Origin of the sequence: Vibrio iocasae (genome assembly GCF_042245395.1) — a bacterium.
Lineage (GTDB): Bacteria > Pseudomonadota > Gammaproteobacteria > Enterobacterales > Vibrionaceae > Vibrio > Vibrio iocasae.
The window spans coordinates 832,088-858,827 of sequence record NZ_CP145311.1 but is presented as its reverse complement, the minus strand read 5'-3'; the positions used below and the strand labels follow the sequence as shown (position 1 = coordinate 858,827).

24 protein-coding genes and 7 tRNA genes are annotated in these 26,740 nt (G+C 44.6%); 27 read left to right on the top strand and 4 right to left on the bottom strand.

The features are described from left to right. Positions 1-11 precede the first annotated feature (11 nt). The 7 genes from SNR28_RS13605 to SNR28_RS13575 all read left to right on the top strand — a co-directional run bounded on the left by SNR28_RS13605 (position 12) and on the right by SNR28_RS13575 (position 826). Positions 12-88: transfer RNA gene (locus SNR28_RS13605), tRNA-Met, on the top strand. Between the two features lie 60 nt (positions 89-148). After that, positions 149-233 (top strand) — tRNA-Leu (locus SNR28_RS13600). 25 nt (positions 234-258) lie between these two features. Then, positions 259-343, top strand: a tRNA-Leu gene (locus tag SNR28_RS13595). A gap of 30 nt (positions 344-373) precedes the next feature. Then, positions 374-448, top strand: a tRNA-Gln gene (locus SNR28_RS13590). A 49-nt stretch (positions 449-497) separates the two neighbouring features. Next, positions 498-582 (top strand) — tRNA-Leu (locus tag SNR28_RS13585). Between the two features lie 30 nt (positions 583-612). Next, positions 613-687: transfer RNA gene (locus SNR28_RS13580), tRNA-Gln, on the top strand. Positions 688-741: 54 nt separating this feature from the next. Next, positions 742-826: transfer RNA gene (locus SNR28_RS13575), tRNA-Leu, on the top strand. 543 nt (positions 827-1,369) lie between these two features. Here the strand turns inward: SNR28_RS13575 and SNR28_RS13570 are convergent. Next, positions 1,370-2,524: a 2-octaprenyl-3-methyl-6-methoxy-1,4-benzoquinol hydroxylase gene (locus SNR28_RS13570; RefSeq protein ID WP_375753113.1), complete on the bottom strand. Its 1,155-nt coding sequence runs from the start codon at positions 2,522-2,524 to the stop codon at positions 1,370-1,372. 238 nt (positions 2,525-2,762) lie between these two features. Here SNR28_RS13570 and miaB point away from each other — a divergent pair, with 238 nt between their 5' ends. From miaB to lnt, 5 genes are all read left to right on the top strand, one after another. Beyond that, on the top strand, positions 2,763-4,187 hold the full coding sequence (miaB, locus tag SNR28_RS13565; RefSeq protein WP_375753112.1) for a tRNA (N6-isopentenyl adenosine(37)-C2)-methylthiotransferase MiaB: 1,425 nt from the start codon (positions 2,763-2,765) through the stop codon (positions 4,185-4,187). A gap of 94 nt (positions 4,188-4,281) precedes the next feature. Beyond that, positions 4,282-5,370, top strand: a complete 1,089-nt coding sequence (locus SNR28_RS13560; RefSeq protein ID WP_375753110.1) for a PhoH family protein — start codon at positions 4,282-4,284, stop codon at positions 5,368-5,370. Next, the gene (gene ybeY / locus SNR28_RS13555) at positions 5,371-5,835 is read left to right on the top strand and encodes an rRNA maturation RNase YbeY (protein ID WP_375753108.1); all 465 of its coding nucleotides are present in this window, start codon (positions 5,371-5,373) and stop codon (positions 5,833-5,835) included. A gap of 53 nt (positions 5,836-5,888) precedes the next feature. After that, complete coding sequence (gene corC, locus SNR28_RS13550; RefSeq protein WP_375753107.1) at positions 5,889-6,758, top strand: CNNM family magnesium/cobalt transport protein CorC; 870 nt, start codon at positions 5,889-5,891, stop codon at positions 6,756-6,758. A gap of 54 nt (positions 6,759-6,812) precedes the next feature. Then, entirely contained in the window at positions 6,813-8,327 is a 1,515-nt protein-coding gene (lnt, locus tag SNR28_RS13545; RefSeq protein WP_375753106.1) for an apolipoprotein N-acyltransferase, read from the top strand. A 1-nt stretch (position 8,328) separates the two neighbouring features. On the opposite strand, the gene SNR28_RS13540 is transcribed toward lnt, so the two are convergent. Continuing rightward, positions 8,329-8,799, bottom strand: a complete 471-nt coding sequence (locus SNR28_RS13540; protein WP_375753104.1) for a zinc ribbon-containing protein — start codon at positions 8,797-8,799, stop codon at positions 8,329-8,331. A 135-nt stretch (positions 8,800-8,934) separates the two neighbouring features. On the opposite strand from SNR28_RS13540, the gene leuS reads away from it, so the two are divergent. The 13 genes from leuS to SNR28_RS13475 all read left to right on the top strand — a co-directional run bounded on the left by leuS (position 8,935) and on the right by SNR28_RS13475 (position 21,950). Continuing rightward, positions 8,935-11,508, top strand: a complete 2,574-nt coding sequence (gene leuS, locus SNR28_RS13535; protein ID WP_375753103.1) for a leucine--tRNA ligase — start codon at positions 8,935-8,937, stop codon at positions 11,506-11,508. 243 nt (positions 11,509-11,751) lie between these two features. Next, on the top strand, positions 11,752-12,333 hold the full coding sequence (lptE, locus tag SNR28_RS13530; protein WP_375753101.1) for an LPS assembly lipoprotein LptE: 582 nt from the start codon (positions 11,752-11,754) through the stop codon (positions 12,331-12,333). Further along, positions 12,333-13,370, top strand: coding sequence for a DNA polymerase III subunit delta (gene holA / locus SNR28_RS13525; protein ID WP_375753100.1), 1,038 nt, complete (start codon positions 12,333-12,335; stop codon positions 13,368-13,370). Before lptE ends, holA begins: the two co-directional genes overlap by 1 nt. 42 nt (positions 13,371-13,412) lie before the next feature. Then, entirely contained in the window at positions 13,413-13,730 is a 318-nt protein-coding gene (gene rsfS / locus SNR28_RS13520; RefSeq protein WP_277826184.1) for a ribosome silencing factor, read from the top strand. A 3-nt stretch (positions 13,731-13,733) separates the two neighbouring features. Further along, complete coding sequence (gene rlmH / locus SNR28_RS13515) at positions 13,734-14,204, top strand: 23S rRNA (pseudouridine(1915)-N(3))-methyltransferase RlmH (RefSeq protein ID WP_375753098.1); 471 nt, start codon at positions 13,734-13,736, stop codon at positions 14,202-14,204. Between the two features lie 6 nt (positions 14,205-14,210). Continuing rightward, positions 14,211-16,100: a penicillin-binding protein 2 gene (gene mrdA, locus SNR28_RS13510; RefSeq protein WP_375753097.1), complete on the top strand. Its 1,890-nt coding sequence runs from the start codon at positions 14,211-14,213 to the stop codon at positions 16,098-16,100. After that, positions 16,097-17,218 (top strand): rod shape-determining protein RodA, encoded by a 1,122-nt coding sequence (gene rodA / locus SNR28_RS13505; protein ID WP_375753095.1) that lies wholly within the window; start codon positions 16,097-16,099, stop codon positions 17,216-17,218. The genes mrdA and rodA overlap by 4 nt, the downstream gene beginning before the upstream one ends. Beyond that, positions 17,218-17,979, top strand: a complete 762-nt coding sequence (locus SNR28_RS13500) for a septal ring lytic transglycosylase RlpA family protein (RefSeq protein ID WP_375753093.1) — start codon at positions 17,218-17,220, stop codon at positions 17,977-17,979. The genes rodA and SNR28_RS13500 overlap by 1 nt, the downstream gene beginning before the upstream one ends. A gap of 122 nt (positions 17,980-18,101) precedes the next feature. After that, complete coding sequence (locus tag SNR28_RS13495; RefSeq protein ID WP_375753091.1) at positions 18,102-19,274, top strand: serine hydrolase; 1,173 nt, start codon at positions 18,102-18,104, stop codon at positions 19,272-19,274. A gap of 122 nt (positions 19,275-19,396) precedes the next feature. Continuing rightward, positions 19,397-19,666: a DUF493 family protein YbeD gene (gene ybeD, locus SNR28_RS13490; RefSeq protein WP_277826171.1), complete on the top strand. Its 270-nt coding sequence runs from the start codon at positions 19,397-19,399 to the stop codon at positions 19,664-19,666. Between the two features lie 221 nt (positions 19,667-19,887). Further along, positions 19,888-20,553, top strand: a complete 666-nt coding sequence (gene lipB, locus SNR28_RS13485) for a lipoyl(octanoyl) transferase LipB (protein WP_375753090.1) — start codon at positions 19,888-19,890, stop codon at positions 20,551-20,553. 15 nt (positions 20,554-20,568) lie between these two features. Next, positions 20,569-21,534 (top strand): lipoyl synthase, encoded by a 966-nt coding sequence (lipA, locus tag SNR28_RS13480; protein ID WP_375753089.1) that lies wholly within the window; start codon positions 20,569-20,571, stop codon positions 21,532-21,534. Between the two features lie 83 nt (positions 21,535-21,617). Continuing rightward, on the top strand, positions 21,618-21,950 hold the full coding sequence (locus SNR28_RS13475) for a hypothetical protein (RefSeq protein ID WP_375753088.1): 333 nt from the start codon (positions 21,618-21,620) through the stop codon (positions 21,948-21,950). A gap of 310 nt (positions 21,951-22,260) precedes the next feature. On the opposite strand, the gene glyA is transcribed toward SNR28_RS13475, so the two are convergent. After that, entirely contained in the window at positions 22,261-23,511 is a 1,251-nt protein-coding gene (gene glyA, locus SNR28_RS13470; RefSeq protein WP_375753087.1) for a serine hydroxymethyltransferase, read from the bottom strand. Between the two features lie 372 nt (positions 23,512-23,883). Between glyA and SNR28_RS13465 the strand changes: the two genes are divergently transcribed. Then, a complete protein-coding gene (locus SNR28_RS13465) occupies positions 23,884-24,486 on the top strand; it encodes a YitT family protein (RefSeq protein ID WP_375753085.1) in 603 nt (200 codons plus the stop codon). Between the two features lie 108 nt (positions 24,487-24,594). Further along, positions 24,595-24,930 carry a hypothetical protein gene (locus SNR28_RS13460; protein WP_375753084.1) on the top strand — a complete coding sequence of 112 codons (336 nt, stop codon included), beginning with the start codon at positions 24,595-24,597 and terminating at the stop codon, positions 24,928-24,930. Positions 24,931-24,999: 69 nt separating this feature from the next. Here SNR28_RS13460 and treC read toward each other — a convergent pair whose 3' ends face one another. Continuing rightward, positions 25,000-26,706, bottom strand: coding sequence for an alpha,alpha-phosphotrehalase (gene treC / locus SNR28_RS13455; protein WP_375753083.1), 1,707 nt, complete (start codon positions 26,704-26,706; stop codon positions 25,000-25,002). Positions 26,707-26,740: the final 34 nt, after the last annotated feature.

The window sequence follows — 26,740 nt, the reverse complement described above, 5'->3', positions numbered from 1 at the left end:
AAGCATATAGTGGCTACGTAGCTCAGCTGGTTAGAGCACATCACTCATAATGATGGGGTCACAGGTTCAAATCCCGTCGTAGCCACCATTTATTAAAAGTTTATTAGCTTTTACCAATTAGCTGATAAACCTGTAGAAAATTTGAGACGCGGAAGTGGCGGAATTGGTAGACGCACCAGATTTAGGTTCTGGCGCCGCAAGGTGTGAGAGTTCAAGTCTCTCCTTCCGCACCATCTCAAATCTCTCTACAACAATTTTGCGGAAGTGGCGGAATTGGTAGACGCACCAGATTTAGGTTCTGGCGCCGCAAGGTGTGAGAGTTCAAGTCTCTCCTTCCGCACCATATTTAGAATAACTCTTTGAGTTTTTCTGCAGGGCTATCGCCAAGCGGTAAGGCAACGGGTTTTGATCCCGTCATTCCCTGGTTCGAATCCAGGTAGCCCTGCCATTACAATTTTTTACTGATATCCAATTCAGTCGGTAAAAATACAAAACATGCGGAAGTGGCGGAATTGGTAGACGCACCAGATTTAGGTTCTGGCGCCGCAAGGTGTGAGAGTTCAAGTCTCTCCTTCCGCACCATTATTTAGAATGCTCTTATGAGTTTTCTGTAGGGCTATCGCCAAGCGGTAAGGCAACGGGTTTTGATCCCGTCATTCCCTGGTTCGAATCCAGGTAGCCCTGCCATTATTACAACGTTGATTGAACTCACCAATGGCTTAGTTAACTACAGATTAAGTTGCGGAAGTGGCGGAATTGGTAGACGCACCAGATTTAGGTTCTGGCGCCGCAAGGTGTGAGAGTTCAAGTCTCTCCTTCCGCACCATTATTAAAAAAACCACCTTAATTGGTGGTTTTTTTATGCCTGAAATTTACCTCTTGTACAGTATCAAATCTGGTATGCTTTCCAACAGGGACAGTTGGAGCGAGAGCAGTAGAGCTTCCTACACCTATTCAGAGGTATACTGGGTGTGCTTTACGCAGTATACATGCAAAGTAAACATATCAAACTACTAACGCACTTATGTCTTATGCGGTAACGGAGTAAAGCATACCCAGTATTCCGCATAGTGCTTGATGCACTCTGTCCTACCTGGCAGGTGTATCAGGCGAACTCTACGCAGCAAACATGCATAGAGCAGAAATTTGATATTTAAAACCTCGAAAAGTCTTATGCGGTTAGCGGAGTAGAGTTCTCCTGATATACCGTTATTACACAGTAAAAGATTCCGTTTAGGTATACTGGGTGTGCTTTACGTAGTAAACATGCAGAGTAAATATCGAAGCTACTAACGTATATATGCCTTATGCGGTAACGGAGTAAAGCATTCCCGGTATGCCGTATAAGTATCCTAAGATGCTAGTTCCACTAAATCCCTAATGCATACTTCAAAACCTGTTTCTTAATAGGTCCTGAATTCTCAGCAATCTTAAAACCGACATTCCTAAGCACTTTCAGCGGCAACAGCTCATTGCTAAAGCTCTTATAGAAAAAGTCCATCCCCGACTGCATCAACAAATTATCCGGGCGACGTCGCCTTTCATACTCAGCCAGCGCAGATTCACTATCCCAATCTTCTTTAGCAAAAATATCCAGCAGAACCTGTACATCCTTAAAACCGATGTTTACCCCCTGCCCTGCTAACGGATTAATCGTATGAGCTGAATCTCCAGCAAGTACACAGCGCTTATTTGAATACTTCTGCGCATGACGACGAGTTAAAGGGAAATAACCAGACTGCAAAACCTCAATATCACCCAACTCACGAGGAAAATAGGCCAGAACCTCTTCTCTCAGCGCTTCCGGTGACATAGCTTGCAACTGTCGAATTCGTTTTGGAGAGTCGTACCAGACAAGCGATCCCTGATTCCCTTTAAGCGGTAAAAATGATCTTGGACCAGAAGGTGTAAACCACTGCCAAGTAATATCTTGTTGAGGGCGTTCAGTCTCTACGTTGATAAGCATACAGTGTTGGCGATAATCCCATGCGGTAACACCAATCTGAGCCTGACTTCTTACCTGTGAGTTCGCACCGTCAGCGCCAATTACCAATTTCGCTTCCAACTTTTTACCCGACTTGAGAACGACGACATTCGAATCGTCAGAAAACTCTATTTTCTCCAAAGAATCAGGGCAAAACAGAGACAAACTTGAGTACTGTTCAAACTGATTCCACAGCCCCAGCTGTATCAACCTGTTTTCGACGATATAGCCCAACTGGTTTAACGAAAGAGATTCAGCGTCAAATTTAACTCTGCACTCTTGGTGTTCCCATGTCTCCAATCGACGATATGGACATACGCGCATCTCAAGCACATCATCCCACGCACCAAGTTGCTTAAGCAGGTCAACAGACTTATGAGAGATAGCGGAAACACGAATATCCATTGGCTGGTTAGGTAAATAAGACTCCGGCGCTTTGCCTTCGACAAGTGCCACGCTCTTTCCTGATTTCGCTACGCCAATCGCTATTGCAGCGCCAACCATTCCCCCGCCAATAACAGCGATATCAAATTTATCCATCTCTATAACTTCTATACCATTCACTGAGAACAAGCCTGTTGAATATGAGTACTGGTCAGTTGGTTTTTAAAGCAGTACAATACGCGGCTCGCTTTTGTACGAACTCCAAATCAGAGAGACACTGACGAAAAAGCGACCAGATAACAAGCCATAAAACTGCCTTCTATAGTAATAGCTATCAGTGGCGAATGGTATGTGCTTGAACGATTTAAAGATTTAATTACGAGCGAAATGTGAGATGAGTAAGAAACTGCTAATTAAAACCTGGGGCTGCCAGATGAACGAATACGATTCATCAAAAATGGCCGATCTGCTTAATGCCGCTAACGGTTACGAGCTGACCGAAGATCCAGAAGAGGCAGACGTACTTCTCCTTAACACCTGTTCGATCCGTGAAAAGGCGCAAGAAAAGGTATTCCACCAACTTGGCCGCTGGAAAACGCTTAAAGACAAAAAGGAAGACGTGATCATTGGTGTAGGTGGCTGCGTTGCAACACAGGAAGGCGATCATATCCGTGAACGTGCACCTTTTGTTGATGTTATCTTTGGCCCGCAAACTCTGCACCGTCTTCCAGAGATGATTAAATCATCACGCAGCAACGAAGCACCTGTGATGGATATTTCATTCCCTGAGATTGAAAAGTTCGACCGCTTGCCTGAGCCTCGTGCAGAAGGGGCAACTGCGTTCGTTTCTATCATGGAAGGCTGTTCGAAATACTGTACTTACTGCGTAGTGCCATACACTCGCGGTGAAGAAGTTAGCCGTCCTATGGATGATGTACTGTTCGAGATTGCGCAACTTGCAGAACAAGGTGTACGAGAAGTAAACCTACTTGGCCAGAACGTAAACGCATACCGTGGCCCAATGCATGATGGTGACATCTGCTCTTTTGCCGACCTGCTGCGCTTAGTTGCATCCATCGATGGCATCGACCGTATTCGCTTTACAACAAGCCACCCGCTTGAGTTCACTGACGATATCATTGCGGTATACGAGGATACTCCTGAGCTAGTGAGCTTCCTTCACCTACCAGTGCAAAGTGGTTCAGACCGCATCCTGACTATGATGAAGCGCCCTCATACCGCTATCGAGTATAAATCTATTATTCGTAAGCTACGTAAGGCTCGTCCTGATATTCATATCAGCTCAGACTTTATCGTCGGTTTCCCAGGTGAGTCCGACCAGGATTTCCAGGACACGATGAAATTAATCAAAGATGTCGATTTCGACATGAGCTTCAGCTTTATTTTCTCTCCACGTCCTGGTACACCAGCAGCGGATTACCCATGTGATCTTGCTGAACAAACCAAGAAAGAGCGCCTGTATGAACTGCAACAGCAGGTAAACAGCCAGGCTATGCGCTACTCCCGTCAGATGCTGGACACCGAGCAACGCGTTCTGGTTGAAGGCCCATCTAAGAAGAACCTAATGGAGTTACGTGCTCGTACCGAGAACAACCGCGTTGTAAACTTTGAAGGCTCTGCTGACCTTATCGGCCAGTTCGTTGATGTGAAAATTACCGACGTATTCCCGAACTCACTTCGTGGTGAGCTAGTACGTACAGAGAAAGAAATGGACCTTCGTGTAGTGACCTCTCCAAGTGAAATGATGGAAAAAACTCGTCGAGAAGATGAATTAGGCGTTGCAACTTTTACGCCTTAGAGTTTAGATAAACATCAAGAATGATGTACTACACTTACTATTAACTAATCAAAGAGCCCGGTCGTAATCGGGCTCAATATATTGAGAGACTAGATTGAGCAATAAAATCGTTACTCTGGAAATTGATCTGGAGCCTGCAGATAACCACCGACTATCCAGCTTGTGTGGTCCATTCGATGACAATATCAAACACCTTGAAAGACGCTTAGGCGTTGAAATCAATTACCGCGGCAATTTCTTCTCCATTGTTGGTAAGCCACATACCGCAGCGGCTGCACTTGAGATACTTAAAACTCTTTATGTAGAAACTGCTCAAGTAAAAGGAAAAATCGCTGATATTGAACCTGAGCAAATTCACCTTGCCATTAAAGAATCTGGTGTACTGGAGCAAAACAGTGAATCAGCCATTGAGCACGGTAAAGAAGTCTTCATTAAGACTAAAAAAGGGGTGATCAAACCTCGTACCCCTAATCAGGCTCAATATCTGGTCAACATGGTAACCCATGATATTTCTTACGGCATAGGGCCTGCTGGTACTGGTAAAACCTACCTTGCTGTTGCTGCTGCTGTAGATGCGTTAGAACGTCAGGAAATCAGACGTATTCTTCTTACCCGCCCGGCAGTAGAAGCGGGTGAAAAACTGGGCTTCCTTCCTGGTGATCTTAGCCAGAAAGTCGACCCATATCTGCGCCCTCTTTATGATGCTCTGTTTGAAATGCTTGGTTTTGAGCGCGTAGAGAAACTGATTGAACGTAACGTTATTGAAGTGGCACCACTGGCTTACATGCGTGGTCGTACTCTTAACGATGCCTTTATTATTCTCGACGAAAGCCAGAACACCACTGTAGAGCAGATGAAGATGTTCCTGACTCGTATCGGCTTTAACTCTCGTGCGGTTATCACTGGTGACGTTACGCAGATTGACCTGCCACGCGGTGCTAAATCTGGTTTACGCCATGCCATTGAAGTGCTATCTGAAGTCGATGAGATCAGCTTTAACTTCTTCCAGGCAGACGATGTTGTACGCCACCCGGTTGTCGCACAGATCGTTAATGCCTACGAGAAGTGGGAAAAGAAAGATCAGAAAGACCGTAAGGAAGCCGAGCAACGACGCAGAGAAGAACGCGAAACTAAACTGCTAGAAGCACAAAAAGCAGAGCTGTCAGGCTCAGCAGGAGCATAAATGAGTATAGAATTGGATCTGCAAATTGCGGTAGAGAGCGCTGACGGACTCCCTGCCGAAGCTGATTTTCAAAGGTGGTTACAAACAACAGTGACTCAATTTCAACCAGAAGCTGAAGTCACTATTCGTCTGGTTGATGAAGAAGAAAGCCATCAGTTAAACCTCGAATATCGCGGCAAAGATAAACCAACAAATGTGCTCTCTTTTCCTTTTGAAGTTCCTGAAGGAATTGACATAAATTTACTTGGCGACCTAATTATTTGCAAACAGGTAGTTGAAAAAGAGGCAAAAGAACAGCATAAAGAAGTTATAGCCCACTGGGCTCATATGGTTGTACACGGCTCTCTACATCTGCTAGGTTATGATCATATCGAGGACGATGAAGCTGAAGAAATGGAATCCCTCGAAACAGAGATTATGCAATCTATGGGCTTTAATGACCCTTATATTGCCGAGAAGGAATAAGATTCCTTCCAGCGAGCTATCACGCATCTGATAGCGAAAACTAAAGAGAAATCATGAACGAAGAAAACCCTCCCTCAGAAGGTCCGAGTAGAAAGTCCTTCTTAGAACGCCTGGGTCAGATATTTCAGGGCGAACCAAAAGACCGCCAGGAACTGGTTGATGTAATCAGAGACTCGGAAGTAAATGACCTTATTGACCACGACACCAGAGACATGCTTGAAGGTGTCATGGAAATATCGGAGATGCGTGTAAGGGATATCATGATCCCTCGCTCTCAGATGGTTACCGCTGAAAAAGAGCACGATCTTGATCAGCTGGTTGGACTGATTACCGATGCGCAGCACTCTCGCTACCCGGTTATCAGTGAAGACAAAGACCATGTCGAAGGCATTCTTTTAGCGAAGGACTTACTTAAATACTTAGGCTCAGATAGTGCTCCGTTCAAGATAGAGCAGGTTATCCGCCCAGCAGTTGTTGTTCCAGAAAGTAAGCGTGTAGACAGGCTACTAAAGGAATTTCGTGAAGAACGTTACCATATGGCCATTGTTGTCGATGAATTTGGTGGTGTTTCAGGTCTGGTAACCATTGAGGATATCCTTGAAGAGATCGTTGGTGAAATCGAAGATGAATTCGACGATGAAGATGAAGCAGATATCCGCAAGCTCAGCAAGCATACCTATTCAGTTAAAGCGTTAACTGAGATCGAAGAGTTCAACGAAACCTTTGGCACTAATTTTAGTGATGACGAGGTGGATACTATCGGTGGTATGGTAATGACAAGTTTTGGCCATTTACCAACACGCGGTGAAGTTGTTGATATCGATGGCTATAGCTTTAAAGTAACCGCGGCGGATAACCGTAGAGTTGTTCAGCTTCAGGTTACTGTACCTGATGAGGAAATTCTTCCAGATATTGAAGAGTAATCATTCTTTTCTACGACAAACAAATACCTGTCAATTTCTAGGTAAATATATACGATGATACATAAATTGAATCATCGCCTACTGCGGCCTTTACTGGCCGCTTTTGTTGGCGCCTGTACAACTCTGGCTTATGCTCCGTATCAAATCTGGCCTTTGGCCATACTGAGCCCAGCTGTACTCTTTCTCTTAATCTACAATGCTTCCACCCGCTCGGCTATGCTGATCGGTTTCTTCTGGGGAGTTGGTCATTTCGCCACAGGCCTAAGCTGGGTTCATGTAAGTATCGACACGTTTGGAGGTATGCCTAAAGCAGCCAGCATTTTCCTAATGGTTTTACTCATCTGCTACCTCTCAATTTATCCCGCATTGGCAACAGGATTAACCAATAGATTTTTCCCAAGAAAATCTGCCGCAAAATACTTCCTCGCTATCCCTGCGCTCTGGTTACTTTCAGACTGGGCCCGAGGCTGGGTATTTACTGGGTTTCCGTGGCTTTGGCTCGGATACAGCCAAATAGATAGCCCCCTTTCTGGCTTTGCTCCGGTTGGAGGAGTACAGCTCGTAACTCTTATGGTATTGCTTTGTGCATCAACCATTACTTATGTTGCACTTAACAAACAATGGAAGTGGTTAATAACACCTATCCTGATATTTGCACTTGGTTACATAACCCAATCCATTCAATGGGTTAAGCCAAACCCGGACAGTAAAACTTCGTTCGCATTGATTCAGGGGAATATCCCACAAGAGCTGAAGTGGTTACCAACAGAACGTTGGCCTACTTTAATGAAGTTTATGGATCTAAGCAGAGCCAACTGGGACGCTGATATCATTATTTGGCCAGAAGCTGCGATACCAGCGGTTGAAAAAGAGCTTCCACGCTTTTTAAGCAATGTCGACTCTGCAGCTCGACTCAACGAGTCTGCGCTGATTACTGGCGTTATTACTCAAAATGAGATGGGACGGTTCTATAACAGCGTTCTTACACTTGGTGAAACTCCTAATGGTGAGTACGACTACAAGACACAGTCTAGGTATCATAAGCACCACTTGCTTCCGTTTGGTGAGTTTGTGCCGTTTGAAGATTTATTAAGGCCCATCGCACCTTTCTTTAACCTGCCGATGTCTTCATTCAGCCGTGGAGACTTTATTCAGGACAACATCGTTGCCAAAGATAGGCATCTGGTCACCGCCCTGTGTTACGAAATTATCTTTGGCGATCAGGTTCGAAGAAACATTACCGAAGATACCGATTTTATCCTGACATTATCCAATGATGCCTGGTTTGGAGAGTCAATTGGTCCACTGCAGCATATGGAAATCGCTCGTATGCGGGCTCTGGAAACAGGTAAACCGGTAATCCGTGCAACCAACAATGGCGTAACCGCGGTAACGGACTATCAAGGTAACATTACAGAAGCGATACCCCAGTTTAAAACTGAGGTACTGAGAGCAGAGGTTGTGTCGTCTACAGGCATGACGCCATTCAGGACACTTGGAAGCTGGCCACTGGTAATCTTTGTACTAGTGGCACTAGGTTTTAGCTGGAAAAAGCGTTCAGAAGGCTAATTTATGGCTTCAGCGGTATACGGCTAAACTCGTCTGCACCGCACTTGGCACAAGGCTCAATCACTGTTGGGTGAATATATTGAGTCTTGTGACCACACTTCTCACAGATCAGATGCCCAAGACCGATGACGTCACCCGCCTTATAAATACCCTGATGCTCAATATCCTCAAACATCTCGATCCATTCAATCTTAGTTCTATCTGTTATATCAAGCAGCGCCTGCCACATTGAATCGGCAATCATAATGGAGAACGGACTGCTTTTGCTCTCTTCGTAGTTCTCTGAAAATTCTTTTAAATCTGCCTTCATATAAGCCGAAATTAAAGAGAGCTCATCTTTCGTCATATCACTGGCGGCATGGGCAACTTCTTCAGAGGTTTCCAGTACCTTGTTGATCTCCTCCGGGCTATGTTTCAGCGTTTCTACTACCTCTTCAAACTTCTCTTCATAACCTGCTTTACGCTTTGGCATACGCATCCTCCACTCTTTGATTATTTCAATCTCTTATAGTTATTGTAGCTTGTCCTTCCTTTAGGTATTCTATGCCGATCTATATTTATTCGATCTAACCGATCTCACATATTCCAAGATAACCGGAAATCATCGATGCAAGAGCAATATAATCCGCAAGATATTGAACAGAAAGTTCAAAAGCACTGGGATGACAACAAAACGTTTGTCGTAACTGAAGACCCAAGCAAAGAAAAATTCTACTGTCTCTCAATGTTCCCTTACCCAAGTGGCCGACTCCACATGGGTCACGTGCGTAACTACACTATCGGTGATGTTGTTTCCCGCTTCCAGCGTCTGCAAGGTAAAAATGTCATGCAGCCAATCGGCTGGGATGCATTCGGCCTGCCTGCTGAGAATGCTGCTGTTAAAAACAAAACGGCACCAGCTCCGTGGACTTATGAAAACATCGAATATATGAAGAACCAGCTTAAACTGCTGGGCTTCGGCTACGACTGGAACCGTGAGTTCGCAACCTGTACCCCTGAGTACTACCGTTGGGAACAGGAGTTCTTCACTAAGCTTTATGAAAAAGGCTTAGTTTATAAGAAGACTTCAGCGGTTAACTGGTGTCCGAACGATCAGACAGTACTGGCTAACGAGCAGGTTGAAGATGGCTGCTGCTGGCGCTGTGATACTCCAGTAGAGCAGAAAGAGATTCCTCAGTGGTCTATTAAGATTACCGCTTACGCTCAGGAGCTGCTTGACGAACTGGACAACATGGATGGCTGGCCAGAAATGGTTAAGACCATGCAGCGCAACTGGATTGGCCGTTCTGAAGGTGTTGAGCTGAAGTTTGCTGTTTCTGGTCAGGAAGATCTTGAAGTTTATACAACACGTCCTGATACGCTAATGGGCGTAACTTACGTTGGTATCGCGGCTGGTCACCCTCTAGCGGCACTGGCTGCTGAGAACAACGCTGACCTGGCTGCATTTATCGACGAATGTAAGAACAACAAAGTTGCCGAAGCAGATATGGCAACAATGGAAAAGAAAGGAATGGATACTGGCCTTAAGGCTGTCCATCCTCTGAATGGCCGTGAAGTACCAATCTACGTGGCTAACTTCGTACTTATGGATTACGGTACTGGCGCGGTAATGGCGGTACCAGGGCACGATCAGCGTGACTACGAGTTTGCAACTAAGTACGGTCTGGATATCGTTCCTGTAATCAAACCTGCTGACGGTAGCGAGCTGGATATCTCTGAAGCGGCATACACTGAAAAAGGTATCTGCTTTGATTCTGGTGAGTTCGACGGTATGGATTTCCAGCAAGCGTTTGATGCTATTGCTGCAAAACTGGAATCTGAAGGTAAAGGTGAGAAAACCGTTAACTTCCGTCTACGTGACTGGGGTGTATCCCGTCAGCGTTACTGGGGTGCTCCAATTCCAATGGTAACCACTGAAGATGGCGAAGTTCACCCGGTACCTGCTGACCAGCTACCAGTGATTCTTCCTGAAGATGTAGTAATGGATGGCGTTACCAGCCCAATCAAAGCTGACAAGAGCTGGGCAGAAACCACCTTCAACGGTGAGCCTGCACTTCGTGAAACAGATACCTTCGATACCTTTATGGAATCAAGCTGGTATTACGCACGTTACTGTTCACCACAAGCAGATGAAATGCTGGATGCAGATGCAGCGAACTACTGGCTGCCAGTAGACCAATACATCGGTGGTATCGAGCACGCATGTATGCACCTTCTGTACTCTCGCTTCTTCCATAAACTGCTTCGCGATGCAGGCATGGTAAACAGCGACGAACCATTTAAGAAGCTGTTATGTCAGGGCATGGTTCTGGCTGACGCGTACTACTACAACAATGAGAAAGGTGCAAAAGTTTGGGTTTCTCCGACTGATGTGACTGTAGAGCGCGACGAGAAAGGCCGTATCGTTAAAGCTATCGACAACGAAGGTAACGAGGTTGTTCACACAGGCATGACTAAGATGTCTAAGTCTAAGAACAACGGTATCGACCCTCAGGAGATGGTAGACAAGTACGGTGCAGATACAGTACGTCTGTTTATGATGTTTGCTTCTCCGGCAGATATGACGCTTGAGTGGCAGGAATCTGGCGTAGAAGGCGCAAACCGCTTCCTTAAGCGTGTATGGAAGCTTGTTAAAGACCATACGTCTAAAGGTGAAGCTACTGCCGTTGATACTTCTGCACTAACCGCTGACCAGAAAGCTATTCGTCGCGATGTTCACAAAACTATCGCAAAAGTAACTGATGATATCGAACGTCGCCAGACATACAACACTGCAATCGCTGCAATCATGGAACTGATGAACAAGCTGGCAAAAGCTGGTCAGGAGTCAGATCAAGACCGAGCTATCCTTGATGAAGCACTAAAAGCAGTCGTTCGTATGCTTTACCCAATCACTCCTCATATCTCTTACGAGCTATGGGAAGCGCTGGGTGAATCAGGTATCGATACAGCAACGTGGCCGGTAGCTGACGACAAGGCGATGGTTGAAGATGAAAAACTGATCGTTGTTCAGGTGAACGGCAAACTTCGTGCGAAACTAACCGTTGCTGCAGATGCTTCTAAAGAAGAAGTAGAAGCACTAGGTCTTGCAGATGAACACGTTGTTAAGTTCACTGAAGGTAAGACTGTACGTAAAGTAATTTATGTACCAGGCAAACTTCTGAACATTGTAGCGAACTAATTTCGCTATAAAATGTCTTTAAACAGGGTGAACATTCACCCTGTTTATATTTATCTAAGCTCGGTGGTTGAGAGCGCCAATGTGGATATGCTTCCACAAACCGCTCAAGACATCCATGTTCGCTTAAACAAGGGCATCCATGCCCTTGTATGTTTGTTCCAGCATAGCCACACTGGCTCAAGTAGTTAAGCAAAACAGCACTGACTTTAGCTAAGTATAAATAAACAAAATAGAGAGCATTTTGTGAAATCACTGTTATCAGCATTCCCGATAAAGTTATCCATCATTTTACTGCTGGCAGGAAGCCTGTCTGCCTGTGGTTTCCATTTCCGCGGTAGCTATCTGGTACCGGAAGAAATTTCTGATTTTTCATTAACCAGCTATGACCAATATAGCCGGCTAACTCGTGCTGTTGAGGCACAGTTAAGGTTGAATGACATTAAAACTGTCACTCCAGCAAAAGATATCTCTAACATTCACTTGGTTAGTGGCTCTCTGGGAGAAAGAACCGTATCTCTCTACCAGAACGGACAGGCTGCGGAAAAAGAACTGACTTATACCGCCAGCTATAGGGTGACTATTCCTGAAATTGGTTCAAGAACCTTTACCACGACAGCATATCGTACCTACCTAAGTAACCCTCAAACCGCACTTGCAAAGTCTGTAGAAGAAGAGATGCTGGAGCAGGAGATGATTGAGCAGTCTGCCGTACAGATTATTCGTCAAATGGCTCGACTAAGTTATCAGCTTGAGCAACAAGAACTTGAAGCTGAAGAGTTTGACGAACTACCAGAATCAAAAAGTAGCAGCGAAACGACAAATTGATGCGTATTTTCGCAGAAAAACTTTCAGACAACCTGGCTCGTCAACTCAGTAACATCTATCTGGTCTTTGGTAATGAGCCCCTGCTCCTACTTGAAAGCCGGGACCAGATATACAGTGTGGCCGTTCAGGCCGGATTCGATGAAAAACACCAGTTCGTAGTCGACAGCAACATTAACTGGAATGATGTTTATGATTGCTGTCAGGCATTGAGCTTGTTCTCTTCTAAAAAAGTCATTGAGCTTGAGATTCCAGAATCAGGAATCAATGCAGGCGCAAGTAAAGAGCTCATTTCACTTAGTGATAATCTTAATGAAGATGTCGTTCTTCTAGTCACTGGTAGCAAACTGACTAAGCAGCAAGAAAATGCGAAATGGTTTAAGACATTCAATCAGAAAGGTATCTGGGTTAGCTGTCTAACCCCTGACATATCAAGACTGCCAAGTTTCATTCAGACACGCTGCTTTAAACTTGGTCTGAAACCGGACCCAGAAGCGCTTCAAATGCTTGCCCAGTGGCACGAAGGAAACCTTCTGGCGCTCTCACAAAGTCTAGAGAAGCTCTCTCTCCTATATCCAGATGGTGTTTTGACGCTTGTTCGTATTGAAGAGTCTCTAAGTAGACACAATCACTTCACTGCTTTTCATTGGATGGATGCTGTGCTGGCGGGTAAGCCGAATCGTGCTTTACGGATTTTGCGCCAGTTGGAAGCAGAGGGAGTAGAGCCCATCATTTTGCTTAGAACCTTGCAAAAAGAGCTCCAGCTACTCCTTGAACTTAAGCGGGAAAGCCAAGGGATGAATAATCCCGGTGCACTTTTTGACAAACATCGAATCTGGCAAAGTAAACGTCCACTCTACAACGCAGCCCTCAACAGGCTGTCATACAAGAGTTTGACACATAGCTATCGAGAGCTGACTAAAATAGAAATAATGGCTAAAACCCAATATGAAAGTTCAGGTTGGTTGGATATCAACCGCCTTTCGATTGAGTTGTGCTCATCTAAAAGTATCCTGCCGTTAGCAGCAGGAAAAGGGTGATATAATAATCCCTGTAACACTGATATTTGCTGAGGTAAAACATTGCAACTTGAAGAACTAAAAGACTTTCTTGTCGATAAAGCTGACGACATGAAAGCAGAAGATATCGTAACACTGAACGTTATTGATAAATCCAGCGTGACTGACTACATGGTAATTTGTACTGGCACATCTAAACGCCACGTCACTTCTATCGCTGATAATGTTGCATCAGAAGCAAAGAATGCAGGTATGACACCTTACGGTATCGATGGTGAAAATGAAGGCGAATGGGTTGTTCTGGATATGGGTAGCGTGATGGTTCACGTTATGCAGGAAGAGCAACGCGAACTGTATCAGCTAGAAAAGTTGTGGAGCTAGAGATTGAAGATCCAGCTAATTGCAGTCGGTACAAAAATGCCTAAATGGGTAGAAGAAGGCTTTCAGGAATACAAACGCAGGTTTCCTCATGATATGCCTCTTGAGCTAGTCGAGATTCCCGCAGGTAAACGGGGCAAAAATGCTGATATTGCCCGTATCCTTCAAAAAGAAGGTGAGCAGATGCTTGCTGCAGTTCCAAAGGGAAATCGCATTGTTACTCTGGATATCCCAGGTAAACGCTGGGATACACCACAATTAGCTCAACAATTAGAGAGCTGGAAGCTGGATGGCCGAGATGTTTCAATATTGATTGGTGGCCCTGAAGGTTTGGCACCAGCATGTAAAGCCGCAGCAGATCAAAGCTGGTCACTCTCACCTTTAACTATGCCCCACCCTCTTGTGCGTATCGTAATGGCAGAGAGCTTATATCGTGCCTGGAGCATAACGACAAACCATCCGTACCACAGAGAATAACCAGGAATGAGACGCAGGCGTACGCAAATAAGGGACCATAATGCGGAGATGTTTCTGTTTCGTAACAGAGCCATCGTTTCATTTATCGGTATCGTTTTTCTTGTTGGACTACTGATTACCAACCTATATAACATTCAGGTCAATCAGTATCAGGATTATAAAACCCGTTCTAATGACAACCGTATTAAAGTTGTACCAATCGCACCGAACCGCGGGTTGATATATGACCGAAACGGAAAAATTCTTGCGGAGAATCGTCCTGTTTTTAATCTGGAACTTACACCAGAAAAAATCAAAAACATTGATGAAACCATCGTCAATCTTCAAAAGATTCTAGAAATTAGCCCCGAGCGTGTTACTTCGTTTCATAAAGATCGACGCAGGACCCGCCGCTTTAAATCTGTTCCCTTGCTGACTCAGTTAACAGAAGAGCAAGTAGCGATCTTTTCAGTTCAGCAATATCGCTTTCCAGGTGTTGAGGTTACAGCAACCCTAAAGCGACATTACCCATACGGTTCAGCTCTGACGCATGTCTTAGGCTATGTATCACGAATTAATGACCGTGATATGCAACGCCTGATCCGCGAAGACAAAGACTCAGATTACCAGGCGACACACGATATCGGTAAATTGGGTATCGAACGTTACTACGAAGATGTTTTGCACGGCACTCCTGGCTATCAGGAAGTTGAAGTTAACAGTCGTGGAAGAATTATCCGAACATTGAAGTATGTCCCACCTGTACCGGGAAAAGATATTGTTCTGAATCTGGATATCGATCTGCAGCTATACGTCTATCGTCAGCTAGATAGTCGAAGAGGCTCCGCTGTTGTCCTAGATCCTGCAGACAACGGGGTATTAGCGATGGTATCCAGCCCAAGCTATGATCCGAATGCCTTTGTTCACGGAATTTCCGGGCCGGACTATCGTAAGTTACTTAATGACAAAAACCGTCCGCTTGTAAACCGTACAACTCTAGGTATCTACCCTCCAGCATCGACAGTAAAGCCGTTTATTGCGGTTGCTGCCCTGCAAGAAGAGGTAGTTACGCCATACACCACTCGTAATGATCCGGGTTACTGGAAGATCCCTAACTCGAAAACCAAACCATTCCGTGACTGGTTAAGATGGGGACACGGAAGAGTGAATATTGTCCAGTCTATCGAAGAATCTGTCGATACATTCTTCTACCAGATCGCTTATGACATGGGCATAGACCGAATTTCCCGCTGGATGATGATGTTCGGTTTTGGTGATTATACTGGCATCGATATTCACGAGGAGAGCAAGGCAAACATGCCTACCCGCGAATGGAAGATGAACCGACACAGAACACCATGGTATCAGGGGGACACAATCCCCGTAGGTATCGGACAAGGTTACTGGACTGCCACACCAATGCAGATCGCTAAAGCGACTTCCGTTCTTATTCATCGTGGAGAGGTAATGGCACCTCACCTTCTGAGAGCTACCATTGATACCTCTCAGGATGTCGATATTGAAACACTTGAGCCACCGGAACAGTATCCACCGATCACAGGCGTAACAGAAAAGTACTGGGACATGTCTATAGAAGGTATGTACTTGGTTAACCATGGTAAGAAAGGTACAGCTCGAAGGGCATTCCAGGGGTTGAAATACAAGAGTGGCGGTAAGTCAGGTACTGCACAGGTATTTGGATTGAAAGAAGACGAAGAGTACAACGCGGACGAGATTGCTGAAAACCTACGGGACCACGCTCTGTTCACAGGTTTTGCTCCTCTTGAAAAACCTGAAGTAATAGCAACCGTCGTGCTTGAAAATGCCGGTGGCGGTTCAACAAATGGCGCGCCAGTAGTACGTAAAATTTTCGACTATGTGTTGCTAGGTAAAAAAGAAGAGGCAGAAGAACAGTGAAACTAGATCCTTCAACCGGAAAAAGCCGGATCCTCTTTGAACGATTTCATATCGATTTGCCACTGCTCATTGGTTTAATGCTGATAATGGTGTTCGGGCTTCTTGTTATGTATAGCGCCAGTGGTCAGGATATGGGAATGATGGATCGCCAGGCCATGCGTATGCTTCTATCGCTCGGCGTCATGGTTGCTTTGGCTCAAATATCCCCACGAACCTACGAAGCTCTGGCTCCCATCTTATTTGTAGCCGGAGTCGCTTTGCTTTTTGGTGTACTCTTCTTTGGTGAAGCATCCAAAGGGGCCCAGCGCTGGTTGAACCTTGGCTTTGTTCGCTTTCAACCTTCAGAGTTGCTTAAACTTGCCGTACCGTTAATGGTCGCTCGGTATATAGGTAAAAAGCCTTTGCCACCTACCTTCAAAGTTCTGGTTGTCTCTTTGATTCTGGTTTGTCTTCCTACGATTCTAATTGCAAAGCAACCTGACCTTGGTACATCAATTCTGATTGCTGCTTCTGGTATCTTCGTCATATTTTTAGCGGGTATTAGCTGGCGCATCATCTTTGCGGCTGGTATTGCGATTGGTGGCTTTATCCCTGTGTTGTGGTTCTTCCTGATGAGGGAGTATCAAAAAGTAAGGGTAAGAACCCTGTTTGATCCCGAATCCGATCCACTCGGTGCGGGGTATCATATCATCCAAAGTAAAATCGCAATTGGTTCAGGTGGTATTACAGGCAAAGGCTGGCTACAGGGCACGCAATCTCAGCTAGAATTCCTCCCTGAGAGGCATACTGACTTTATCTTTGCAGTTATCGCAGAAGAATGGGGTATGCTGGGCATCCTAATGCTATTAGCTCTATACCTGTTTGTGATTGGGAGAGGGCTATTTCTGGCCAGCAATGCTCAGACTGCATTTGGGCGAATGATGGCGGGAAGCATCGTATTAAGCTTCTTTGTTTATATCTTTGTAAACATAGGAATGGTTAGCGGGATCCTGCCAGTTGTAGGCGTACCTCTTCCTCTTATCAGTTATGGTGGTACCTCTATGGTGACACTGATGGCTGGTTTCGGGATACTTATGTCTATCCATACACACCGAAAAATGCTTTCAAAGACAACGTAATGACCTTAAAAAACGCGGTAGCTACACTACTCTTTCTGCTGATTATTTCCGGATGTTCAAGTTCCGGCAGATACTCTATTGCTGACGATGTTGCTCCCGAAAAGCCACTGTCTGTAGACCATATTGAAGACGCTCATCCTAAGTACGAACCTTATAGTCGGGGAGGAAACCGGAACTATTCACTCCGAGGAGAGTCTTACAAGATTATAAAAGATCCCAAAGGTTTCACTCAAAAAGGTGAAGCTTCGTGGTACGGGAAGAAGTTTCATGGACACCTCACTTCAAACGGTGAGATATATGACATGTACTCTATGTCAGCGGCACACAAAACGTTACCGATCCCAAGTTACGTGAAAGTCACTAACCTTGACAATGGTAAAGAGGCCATTGTTAGGATCAATGACCGGGGGCCTTTTCACGAAGGACGTATCATTGATCTGAGTTATGCTGCTGCTTATAAACTCGATGTCGTGAAAACCGGTACTGCCAATGTAGAAATTGAACACATCAGTGTTGAAAGAAACAGTCCGGCCATTCACTATGCCATTCAGGTGGTAGCATCAAAACATGAACAAAGAACAAACTCTTTGGCCAAAGAGCTAGAACAACAGTTTTCTGTAGACTCTTTCGTAGAAAGCAAGGATGGGACATTTAGAGCGATGCTTGGTCCTTTCAATAACTATATGAAATCTGAGAAAACACTAGAAAAGGTGAAGCAAGGTGGCTACTCAGGGGCATTTATTAAGAAGATAACACAGTAAAAATAGCTTCATCGCTAGCACATAATGGCAATTTTTGTCATAGTGTCAGGCAAATAAGAATTCGAGCTTAGCGGAAGGATTTCGTTAAGGTACAAAAATTAGCTTAAACGTTCGAACTAACAATGATTAAATCAAAAAACCTACTCAAATCTTTACTTGTTTCAACAACACTGCTGACCGCAGGCATGGCACAATCAGCACCAATCGTTGTTCCTGATGCTCCGCAAATTGCTGCGAAAGGTTATGTTCTGATCGACTTCAACTCAGGTAAGGTTCTGGCTGAAAAAGAGAAAGATACCAAGCTATCTCCTGCCAGCCTGACTAAGATGATGACCAGCTATGTTATCGGCCAGGAACTGGCTCGCGGTAACATCTCTCTACAAGATGATGTGGTTATCAGCAAAAATGCCTGGGCGAAAAACTACCCTGATTCTTCGAAGATGTTTATCGAAGTAGGTACAACTGTCAAAGTTGAAGACCTGAACCGAGGCATCATCGTTCAGTCTGGTAACGACGCATGTGTGGCAATGGCTGAACATGTAGCCGGTTCTGAAGATGCATTTGTCGACCTAATGAATGCATGGGCACAGTCTATTGGTATGGACAACACCCATTTTGCAAACGTTCACGGTCTGGACAACCCTAACCTGTACTCAACACCATATGATATGGCTCTACTAGGCCGTGCACTTATTCGTGATGTACCGGAAGAATACGCAATCTACTCAGAGAAGAAATTCTCTTACAACGGTATTACCCAATACAACCGAAACGGTCTGCTTTGGGATAAAAGCATGAATGTTGACGGTATCAAAACCGGTCATACCTCTAATGCTGGATATAGCCTTGTAAGTTCGGCAACTGAAGGCAAAATGCGCCTTGTAGCGGTTGTAATGGGCACTAAGAGTGAAAATGCTCGTAAAGCTGAAAGCAAGAAACTTCTTAACTACGGCTTCCGTTTCTTCGAAACAGTTGCACCTCATAAAGCGGGTGAAACATTTGTAAACGAGCGTATCTGGATGGGTTCACAGGAAAACGTAGCTCTGGGTGTTGCGCAAGATACATTTGTAACTCTGCCTCGTGGTCAGGCGAAAAACCTGAAAGCAAGCTTCGTTCTTGAAAAAGAGCTAAGAGCGCCAATTTCACAAGGTGATGTTGTCGGTACACTTTACTACCAGATTGATGGTGAAGATATTGCGGAATACCCACTTCTTGCTCTTGAAGATGTGGAACAAGGTAGCCTGTTCAGTCGTCTGATCGATTACATCGTTCTATTGTTCAAAAGCTGGTTCTAATTAAGCTGAACAAGCATATACCCCACAAGCGCGAGTGAGAAATACTCGCGCTTTTTGTTTCACTTGAGTTCCTCCTCTATTGAGCGTAATATTCGCGGTCAACTTAGTATCCGGAGTTAATAATGCAAGAGCAGCCAAAGCTAAAAGATCTCTTAGAGTTCCCTTGTCAGTTCACTTACAAGGTAATGGGTTATGCAAAACCTGAACTTCCTGAATTGGTTCTGGAAGTGATTCAGAAACATGCTCCTGGTGACTACAGCCCTTCGGTAAAACCGAGTGGCAAAGGCACTTATAACTCTGTGTCAGTTACCATCACTGCAACATCTGTTGAGCAGGTTGAAACTCTTTATAAAGAGCTAGGCGAAATTGAAATCGTGAGAATGGTTCTGTAATCACCGACTCGCGAAAAGTAGATCCTATTAAAACAGCGGCAATTCTAGCCGCTGTTTTTGTATCTGTATAAGCAAGTATTCAATCTCATTTATCTCGCCTTCTTCAAAATTTTCAACAAAAGTTATAACAATATTTTAAGTTCCTGTAACTTTAATATAGTTCTAACACTTAAAGACGTTTATAATGCGATCACTTTATTAACTAGAGTGTGAAGAGTGTTTTGACTGACGTTGCAGATAAACTGATTGTAAAGTACCTCGGCCTACAAGAGTACGAGCCCGTCTGGCGTGCAATGCACGAATTCACTGACACCAGAACGGATGAAACCGTTGACGAAGTATGGTTAGTTGAGCACAAACCCGTCTTTACGCAAGGCCAGGCAGGCAAAGAAGAGCATTTACTGAAAACTGGTGATATCCCGGTGGTTCAGAGTGACAGGGGCGGGCAAGTTACCTATCACGGTCCCGGTCAACTCGTTGCTTACTTCATGATTAATCTGCGACGAAAGAACCTTGGAGTACGGGATCTGGTTACTCACATAGAGAATCTGGTCATCAAAACATTAGACAGCTTGGGTATTCAATCGGCAGCAAGGCCGGATGCTCCGGGTGTCTACGTGGATGGAAGAAAAATCTGCTCCCTTGGACTCCGTATTCGCAAGGGCTGCTCTTTTCACGGCCTTGCACTCAACATAAACATGGACCTAGCCCCTTTTCTTCGGATAAATCCTTGCGGCTATGCTGGTATGGAAATGGTGCAGGTATCTGAACTAGGAGGTCCGAATGATTTGTTGCAAGTCAGCGATGAGCTTGTCAAACAACTCACACCTCTATTAAATTACACAAGTGTTGAAGTCATTCAACCTGAAGCAATAAATAACGTATAAAAGAACACTGAAACTATGAGCAAACCAATCCAAATGGAAAAAGGCGTTAAATATAGAGACGCTGACAAAATGGCTCTGATCCCGGTTAAAAACATGCCATCAGAGCAAAAAGAAGTTTTAAGAAAGCCTGAATGGATGAAAATAAAACTTCCATCTGATAGTAAGCGAATCCAGAGTATCAAATCTGCAATGCGGAAAAACAAGCTTCATTCTGTTTGCGAAGAAGCTTCTTGCCCTAACCTAGCTGAATGCTTTAATCACGGCACCGCTACTTTTATGATACTTGGTGCGATTTGTACCAGACGTTGCCCATTTTGCGATGTTGCCCATGGTCGCCCATTAACTCCTGATACAGAAGAACCAGCTCATCTGGCGAAAACCATTAGTGATATGGGACTACAATATGTTGTTATCACCTCTGTAGACCGGGATGATCTACGAGATGGCGGAGCCCAGCATTTTGCCGACTGTAACCGTGAAATTCGTGCACTTAACCCGGATATCCGTATAGAAACTCTTGTCCCGGACTTTCGAGGCAGAATGGATACAGCATTAGAGCTAATGAAGGATAATCCACCAGACGTGTTCAACCACAACCTTGAGACAGCTCCTCGCCTATACCGAAAAGCGCGTCCGGGGGCGAACTACAAATGGTCTCTGAAACTCCTGCAGAAGTTCAAAGAACAGCATCCTGACATTCCGACTAAGTCGGGACTAATGATGGGCCTGGGTGAAACGAAAGAAGAGATTGTCGAAGTACTTAAAGATCTTCGTGCCCACGGCGTCACCATGCTTACTCTGGGCCAATATCTGGCACCGAGTCGTCACCACCTTCCTGTAGAACGTTACGTTCCACCAGAAGAATTTGAGGAGCTAAAAGAGATTGCTCTTGAGCTAGGATTTACTCATGCGGCTTGTGGTCCTTTTGTACGATCTTCTTATCATGCTGACCTTCAGGCACAAGGTGTTGAAGTAAAGTAATTTTGTGTGAACGGATACTTTGAGGTAAGGTCTACTTATAGACTATAGTACCCCTAAGAGATTGTAGAAAAAGGAATAGCCGAATGAAAAAGCTTGGTTTATTAAGCATTTTTGCAGCTGTAGCACTTGCAGGATGTTCATCAAATACTCAAAACGACAATTATCTGGATGCCTCGTTCGAGCTCTGCAATACGGAAGTTGATGTTTATTCTGTAAGCGATGACGGGCGTGTGCGCATCATCTGTGCCGATGGCTCTAAGTTCACAATGAATAGTGAAGAGACGCTGGAAATTATGCGTGACATCAATATCGATTACTGTACCGGTGAAGGTCTTTCAAAATTCAACGAAAGCCGTCGTTACTACTCATTCCAGTGTAAGTCAGGTACTACATTAAGCATCAATAAAGCAGAATAAAGGCTGTAGGCTGTAGGCTGTAGGCTGTAGGCTGTAGGCTGTAGGCTGTAGGCAAAGTATTAAAAACGCGAGTTGTGCAAACAACTCGCGTTTTTTATGTACTGTCTTAGCTATTTACTTTCAAAGCTAATTTCTAAATGAATGGTTTTAGTTCAAGGAAAAGGCGCGGAGTTTACGATAGTAAATGAGCACCTTTGACGCAGAAATAGAACCATTCATAACGAAAATTAGTGAGTTCTAGGAGGAAGCGCGGAGTGTACGCTAGTACATGAGCACTTCCGACAACGAAATCACCAAATTGACGACGAAATTAAGCGTAAACAGGCAGACGCTTACAGATATCTAGCACTTTCTGTTTCGTTGCTTCGATAACCGCTTCGTCATTGATGTTATCAAGCACATCACACATCCAGCCAGCCAGTGTTTTCGCATCTTCTTCTGTGAATCCACGGCGAGTAATCGCTGGTGTACCTACACGGATACCTGATGTTACAAACGGGCTACGTGGGTCATTTGGTACAGAGTTCTTATTTACGGTGATGTTAGCTGCACCTAGTGCTGCATCGGCTTCTTTACCAGTGATGTCTTTGTCGATAAGGTCAACAAGAAACAGGTGGTTTTCTGTAGAGCCGGAAACAATATTGTAACCACGAGCCATAAACTCAGATACCATCGCTTTTGCGTTAACTACAACGCGCGCCTGATACTCTTTAAACTCTGGCTCCATAGCTTCTTTGAATGCTACCGCTTTACCCGCGATAACATGCATCAGAGGGCCGCCCTGACCACCTGGGAATACTGCAGAGTTCAGCTTCTTATACATATCTTCACCCGCATTAGACAGGATCAGACCACCGCGAGGACCCGCTAGTGTTTTGTGCGTAGTAGTAGTAACCACATGAGCGTGTGGAAGTGGCGTTGGGTATACACCTGCTGCAATCAAGCCAGCAACGTGCGCCATATCAACAAACAGGTAAGCGTCAACTTTGTCTGCAATCTCACGCATGCGTGCCCAGTCAACAACCTGAGAGTACGCAGAGAAACCGCCAATGATCATCTTAGGCTTGTGCTCTAGTGCAAGCGCTTCCATCTCGTCATAGTTAATCTGACCAGCTTCATCGATACCATAAGGAATTACATTGTAGTGCTTACCAGAGAAGTTAACCGGAGAACCGTGAGTCAGGTGACCACCGTGAGCCAGGCTCATACCCAGTACTGTGTCGCCTGGCTTAAGAAGTGCCATATAAACAGCACTGTTTGCCTGAGAGCCGGAGTGTGGCTGAACGTTAGCGTACTCACACTCAAACAGCTGACATGCGCGATCGATCGCTAGAGCTTCAGCTTTATCAACATACTCACAACCACCGTAGTAACGCTTACCCGGGTAGCCTTCTGCATACTTGTTTGTTAGCTGAGAGCCCTGAGCTTCCATCACTCGTGGGCTAGTGTAGTTTTCTGAAGCGATTAGCTCGATATGCTCTTCCTGACGAAGAGTCTCTTCCTGGATTGCCGCGAATAGTTCCGCATCATAATCGGCGATGTTCATGTCACGCTTTAGCATCTGTATCTCCTGACTCAGATATTCTGATATTTCGATAAAACCACACATAAAAACTGCGTCATGCAGTCACAATGTAGAAATATGACTTAAGCAAACGTTTTCGCAAGCTTAATTGGTGGCGATATTCTACCTAAATTGATTTTGGTCAGAAAGCCACTTAACAACATTTCTTTATGCAGATTTTTCATGTTCCATTTGAATGCAGCTCATAAAAAGCCTTATTAAGGTACTTCCTATTCGCTGTCAACTCTGTGCTTTACAGTCCGTAAAAAGCAGATTACACAGGTTTACCATTAATTATTGTCTCAAGCTACCGAAAAAATAACTTTTTCTCTACTATTCGCGTAAAAATTTAACCAGTAAAGTTTATTGATGGCTGAAAAACACTCACTAAAAGAAGATTGGATTGCAATACTCACAGGCACTTTTGTTACCGCTCAGGGCATTTTTTTCCTTCAATCTGCTAACCTGATAACCGGTGGAACAGCTGGGCTTGCTCTGTTGTTCAGTCAGATCATGCCAGCTAGTTTCGGTACTCTCTACTTTCTCTGCAACTGTCCATTTTTTTATCTGGGATGGAAACGATTTGGTAAGACCTTCGCTATTAATAGCGTTATTTCCGGTGCTTTGGTCTCGTTCATAACCGATCATCTGGATACGTTTATTCATCTGGATAAAGTAAACGAAGTCTACTGCGCCATCGTTGGTGGCCTTTTGATGGGATTAGGTATGCTGATACTATTCCGCCATCGTTCTAGTCTCGGTGGCTTTAATATCTTTTGCCTTCTGGTACAGGATAAAAAAGGCATCCCGGCAGGGAAAGTTCAGATGTTGATTGACTGTACAATCCTTGTCGCATCCATGTTCTTTATTCCGGGATGGATGTTGGTACTATCCGTACTGGGAGCTGTGGTTCTTAATATGGTTCTAGCCATGAATCACAAGCCAGCTCGCTATATTGTAACTTACGGTTAGATACCCTATGTGCAGGTTGAAATCGGTATTTCATTAGTTCTATACTCTCAACCCTCAGAGTGACAAAACATTTGAAAAAGCGAACACCAGGCCAGATAGAGAAACAAGATGACCCAGCCAATACAGAAAACAGAGATGGAAATAATTCTTCAGGGACAGATCGATGAAGCAGTAAGCCCGCTAAATGCGATGACCGACATGCTTAGCTTCCTTCAGACACTTCCTGAGCAATTTTCAGATAGTGGCTGTGAGGTCAAAGTCGTTCATGCTGCTTTAGGTGAAGCTGAATACAGTGCAGAACCCGAGTCTGCAAAGATAATGGCGTTAGTACAAAGCAATCGCAGCCTCACTTCGGATGCGATTAAGATGGCAATTAAAGTGAAACTGGCCGATATCTGTGAAGTTAGCGGAATGAACAGCCAACTTAGTTGGGCTGCCCAGTAACCGGACAATCAAACAAAAAAACGCCTCTTCATTTTTAAAAGTGAAGAGGCGTTTTTGTATCTACAGTTTTTACTTCTGTATTAGAAGGATTCTCGTTTCGTATGGACGAAGCGTCATCTGATTGCTGCTGTCAACTTCAGAATAGTTAGAAAGCAGACAGGTCGCTTTAGGCAAGTCATACTGCTCAGGTATAGAACACTCTGCATCTTCACCGTAATAGTTGTTGATGCAAAGAAGTACCTGATTCGCATCTTCACGTGCATAACAGAAGACCTGCTTGTGCTCAGGTAACAAATCGGTATAACTGCCTGTTGTGATGGCAGGCACCTCTTTACGCAATTCAATCAGACGCTTATAGAAATAGAATACCGAGTCCTGATCATCCACTGCTGAGGCAGCATTGATCTCGGGATAGTTCTTCGCAACTTCAAGCCATGGCTGCCCTTTAGAGAAACCCGCATTGGTTTCTCGGTTCCACTGCATAGGTGTACGAGAGTTATCACGAGATTTCTGATCGAGAATCGCCAACATTTCCGCTTCACTCACACCCTGTTGGTTAACCATGATATCGAACATATTGGTACTTTCTACATCGCGGTACTGGCTGATATCGGTGTAGTGAGGGTTGGTCATGCCAATCTCTTCACCCTGATAGATATAGGGTGTTCCCTGCATCATATGAACTGACGCACCCAGCATTTTCGCTGACTCAACTCGAAACTGCTTATCATCACCTAAACGGCTGACGACACGTGGTTGGTCGTGGTTGCACCAGAATATTGCACCCCACCCTTTTCCGTTCAGACCCGTTTGCCAGTGATTAAAAATCTCTTTCAGCTGTATAAAATCGAAAGGTGCTTTTGTCCACTTTTCACCATTTGGATAATCAACTTTCAGGTGGTGGAAGTTGAATACCATTGAAAGTTCTTTGTTATCCAGTGATGAATACTGCTGACAATGCTCAAGGGTTGTTGACGACATCTCACCGACAGTGACTGAACCATATTTCTGGAAGACCGCTTCGCTGATTTCCTGAAGGTATTCATGCACTCGCGGACCATCTGTGTAGAAACGGCGGCCATCGCCGATCTCATCACTTGGGAAGTCCTGTTGCTTAGAAATCAGGTTAATCACATCCAGTCGGAATCCATCAACGCCTTTCTCTGCCCAGAACTCAATTACCTCTTTCACTTCTTCACGAACTTTCGGGTTTTCCCAGTTCAGGTCCGCCTGCTCTTTGGCAAACAGGTGCAAGTAATACTGACCCGTCTTCTCATCAAGTTCCCACGCATTGCCACCAAACTTAGATTCCCAGTTATTTGGCACTTTACCATCAATAGGATCTTTCCAAATGTAGTAGTCACGGTATGGGCTATTTTTGTCACCCAGTGCAGACTGGAACCACTTATGCTCTGTCGAGGTATGGTTCACAACAATATCCATAATAATTCGAATATCTCTGTTGTGAGCCTCTTCAAGTAACAGGTCAAAATCGGCCATGGTACCGAAGTCAGGGTTAATCGCGTAGTAATCGGAAATGTCGTATCCATTATCAATCATTGGCGATTCGTATACTGGTGTTAGCCAAATTGCATCAATACCCAGAAGTTTTAGGTAGTCCAGCTTAGAGATAATACCTTTGATATCGCCAGTGCCTTTGTCAGCACTATCGCAAAAACTTTTTGGATAAATCTGGTAAATGGAAGCCGTTTTCCACCAAGCCTGTCCCTGAGCCTGATCTTTTGTCTGATCCTTTGCCATTACTTGTACGTTCATCTTACTTAATACTCATAGAAAAATTGCAGAAAAA

What these genes read in the sequence shown, in the direction of transcription:
- SNR28_RS13570 (WP_375753113.1), bottom strand. Translation starts at nt 2,524, where the DNA reads ATGGATAAATTTGATATCGCTGTTATTGGCGGGGGAATGGTTGGCGCT.
- miaB (WP_375753112.1), top strand. Translation starts at nt 2,763, where the DNA reads ATGAGTAAGAAACTGCTAATTAAAACCTGGGGCTGCCAGATGAACGAA.
- ybeY (WP_375753108.1), top strand. Translation starts at nt 5,371, where the DNA reads ATGAGTATAGAATTGGATCTGCAAATTGCGGTAGAGAGCGCTGACGGA.
- corC (WP_375753107.1), top strand. Translation starts at nt 5,889, where the DNA reads ATGAACGAAGAAAACCCTCCCTCAGAAGGTCCGAGTAGAAAGTCCTTC.
- lnt (WP_375753106.1), top strand. Translation starts at nt 6,813, where the DNA reads ATGATACATAAATTGAATCATCGCCTACTGCGGCCTTTACTGGCCGCT.
- SNR28_RS13540 (WP_375753104.1), bottom strand. Translation starts at nt 8,799, where the DNA reads ATGCCAAAGCGTAAAGCAGGTTATGAAGAGAAGTTTGAAGAGGTAGTA.
- leuS (WP_375753103.1), top strand. Translation starts at nt 8,935, where the DNA reads ATGCAAGAGCAATATAATCCGCAAGATATTGAACAGAAAGTTCAAAAG.
- holA (WP_375753100.1), top strand. Translation starts at nt 12,333, where the DNA reads ATGCGTATTTTCGCAGAAAAACTTTCAGACAACCTGGCTCGTCAACTC.
- mrdA (WP_375753097.1), top strand. Translation starts at nt 14,211, where the DNA reads ATGAGACGCAGGCGTACGCAAATAAGGGACCATAATGCGGAGATGTTT.
- SNR28_RS13500 (WP_375753093.1), top strand. Translation starts at nt 17,218, where the DNA reads ATGACCTTAAAAAACGCGGTAGCTACACTACTCTTTCTGCTGATTATT.
- SNR28_RS13495 (WP_375753091.1), top strand. Translation starts at nt 18,102, where the DNA reads ATGATTAAATCAAAAAACCTACTCAAATCTTTACTTGTTTCAACAACA.
- ybeD (WP_277826171.1), top strand. Translation starts at nt 19,397, where the DNA reads ATGCAAGAGCAGCCAAAGCTAAAAGATCTCTTAGAGTTCCCTTGTCAG.
- lipA (WP_375753089.1), top strand. Translation starts at nt 20,569, where the DNA reads ATGAGCAAACCAATCCAAATGGAAAAAGGCGTTAAATATAGAGACGCT.
- SNR28_RS13475 (WP_375753088.1), top strand. Translation starts at nt 21,618, where the DNA reads ATGAAAAAGCTTGGTTTATTAAGCATTTTTGCAGCTGTAGCACTTGCA.
- glyA (WP_375753087.1), bottom strand. Translation starts at nt 23,511, where the DNA reads ATGCTAAAGCGTGACATGAACATCGCCGATTATGATGCGGAACTATTC.
- SNR28_RS13465 (WP_375753085.1), top strand. Translation starts at nt 23,884, where the DNA reads ATGGCTGAAAAACACTCACTAAAAGAAGATTGGATTGCAATACTCACA.
- SNR28_RS13460 (WP_375753084.1), top strand. Translation starts at nt 24,595, where the DNA reads ATGACCCAGCCAATACAGAAAACAGAGATGGAAATAATTCTTCAGGGA.
- treC (WP_375753083.1), bottom strand. Translation starts at nt 26,706, where the DNA reads ATGAACGTACAAGTAATGGCAAAGGATCAGACAAAAGATCAGGCTCAG.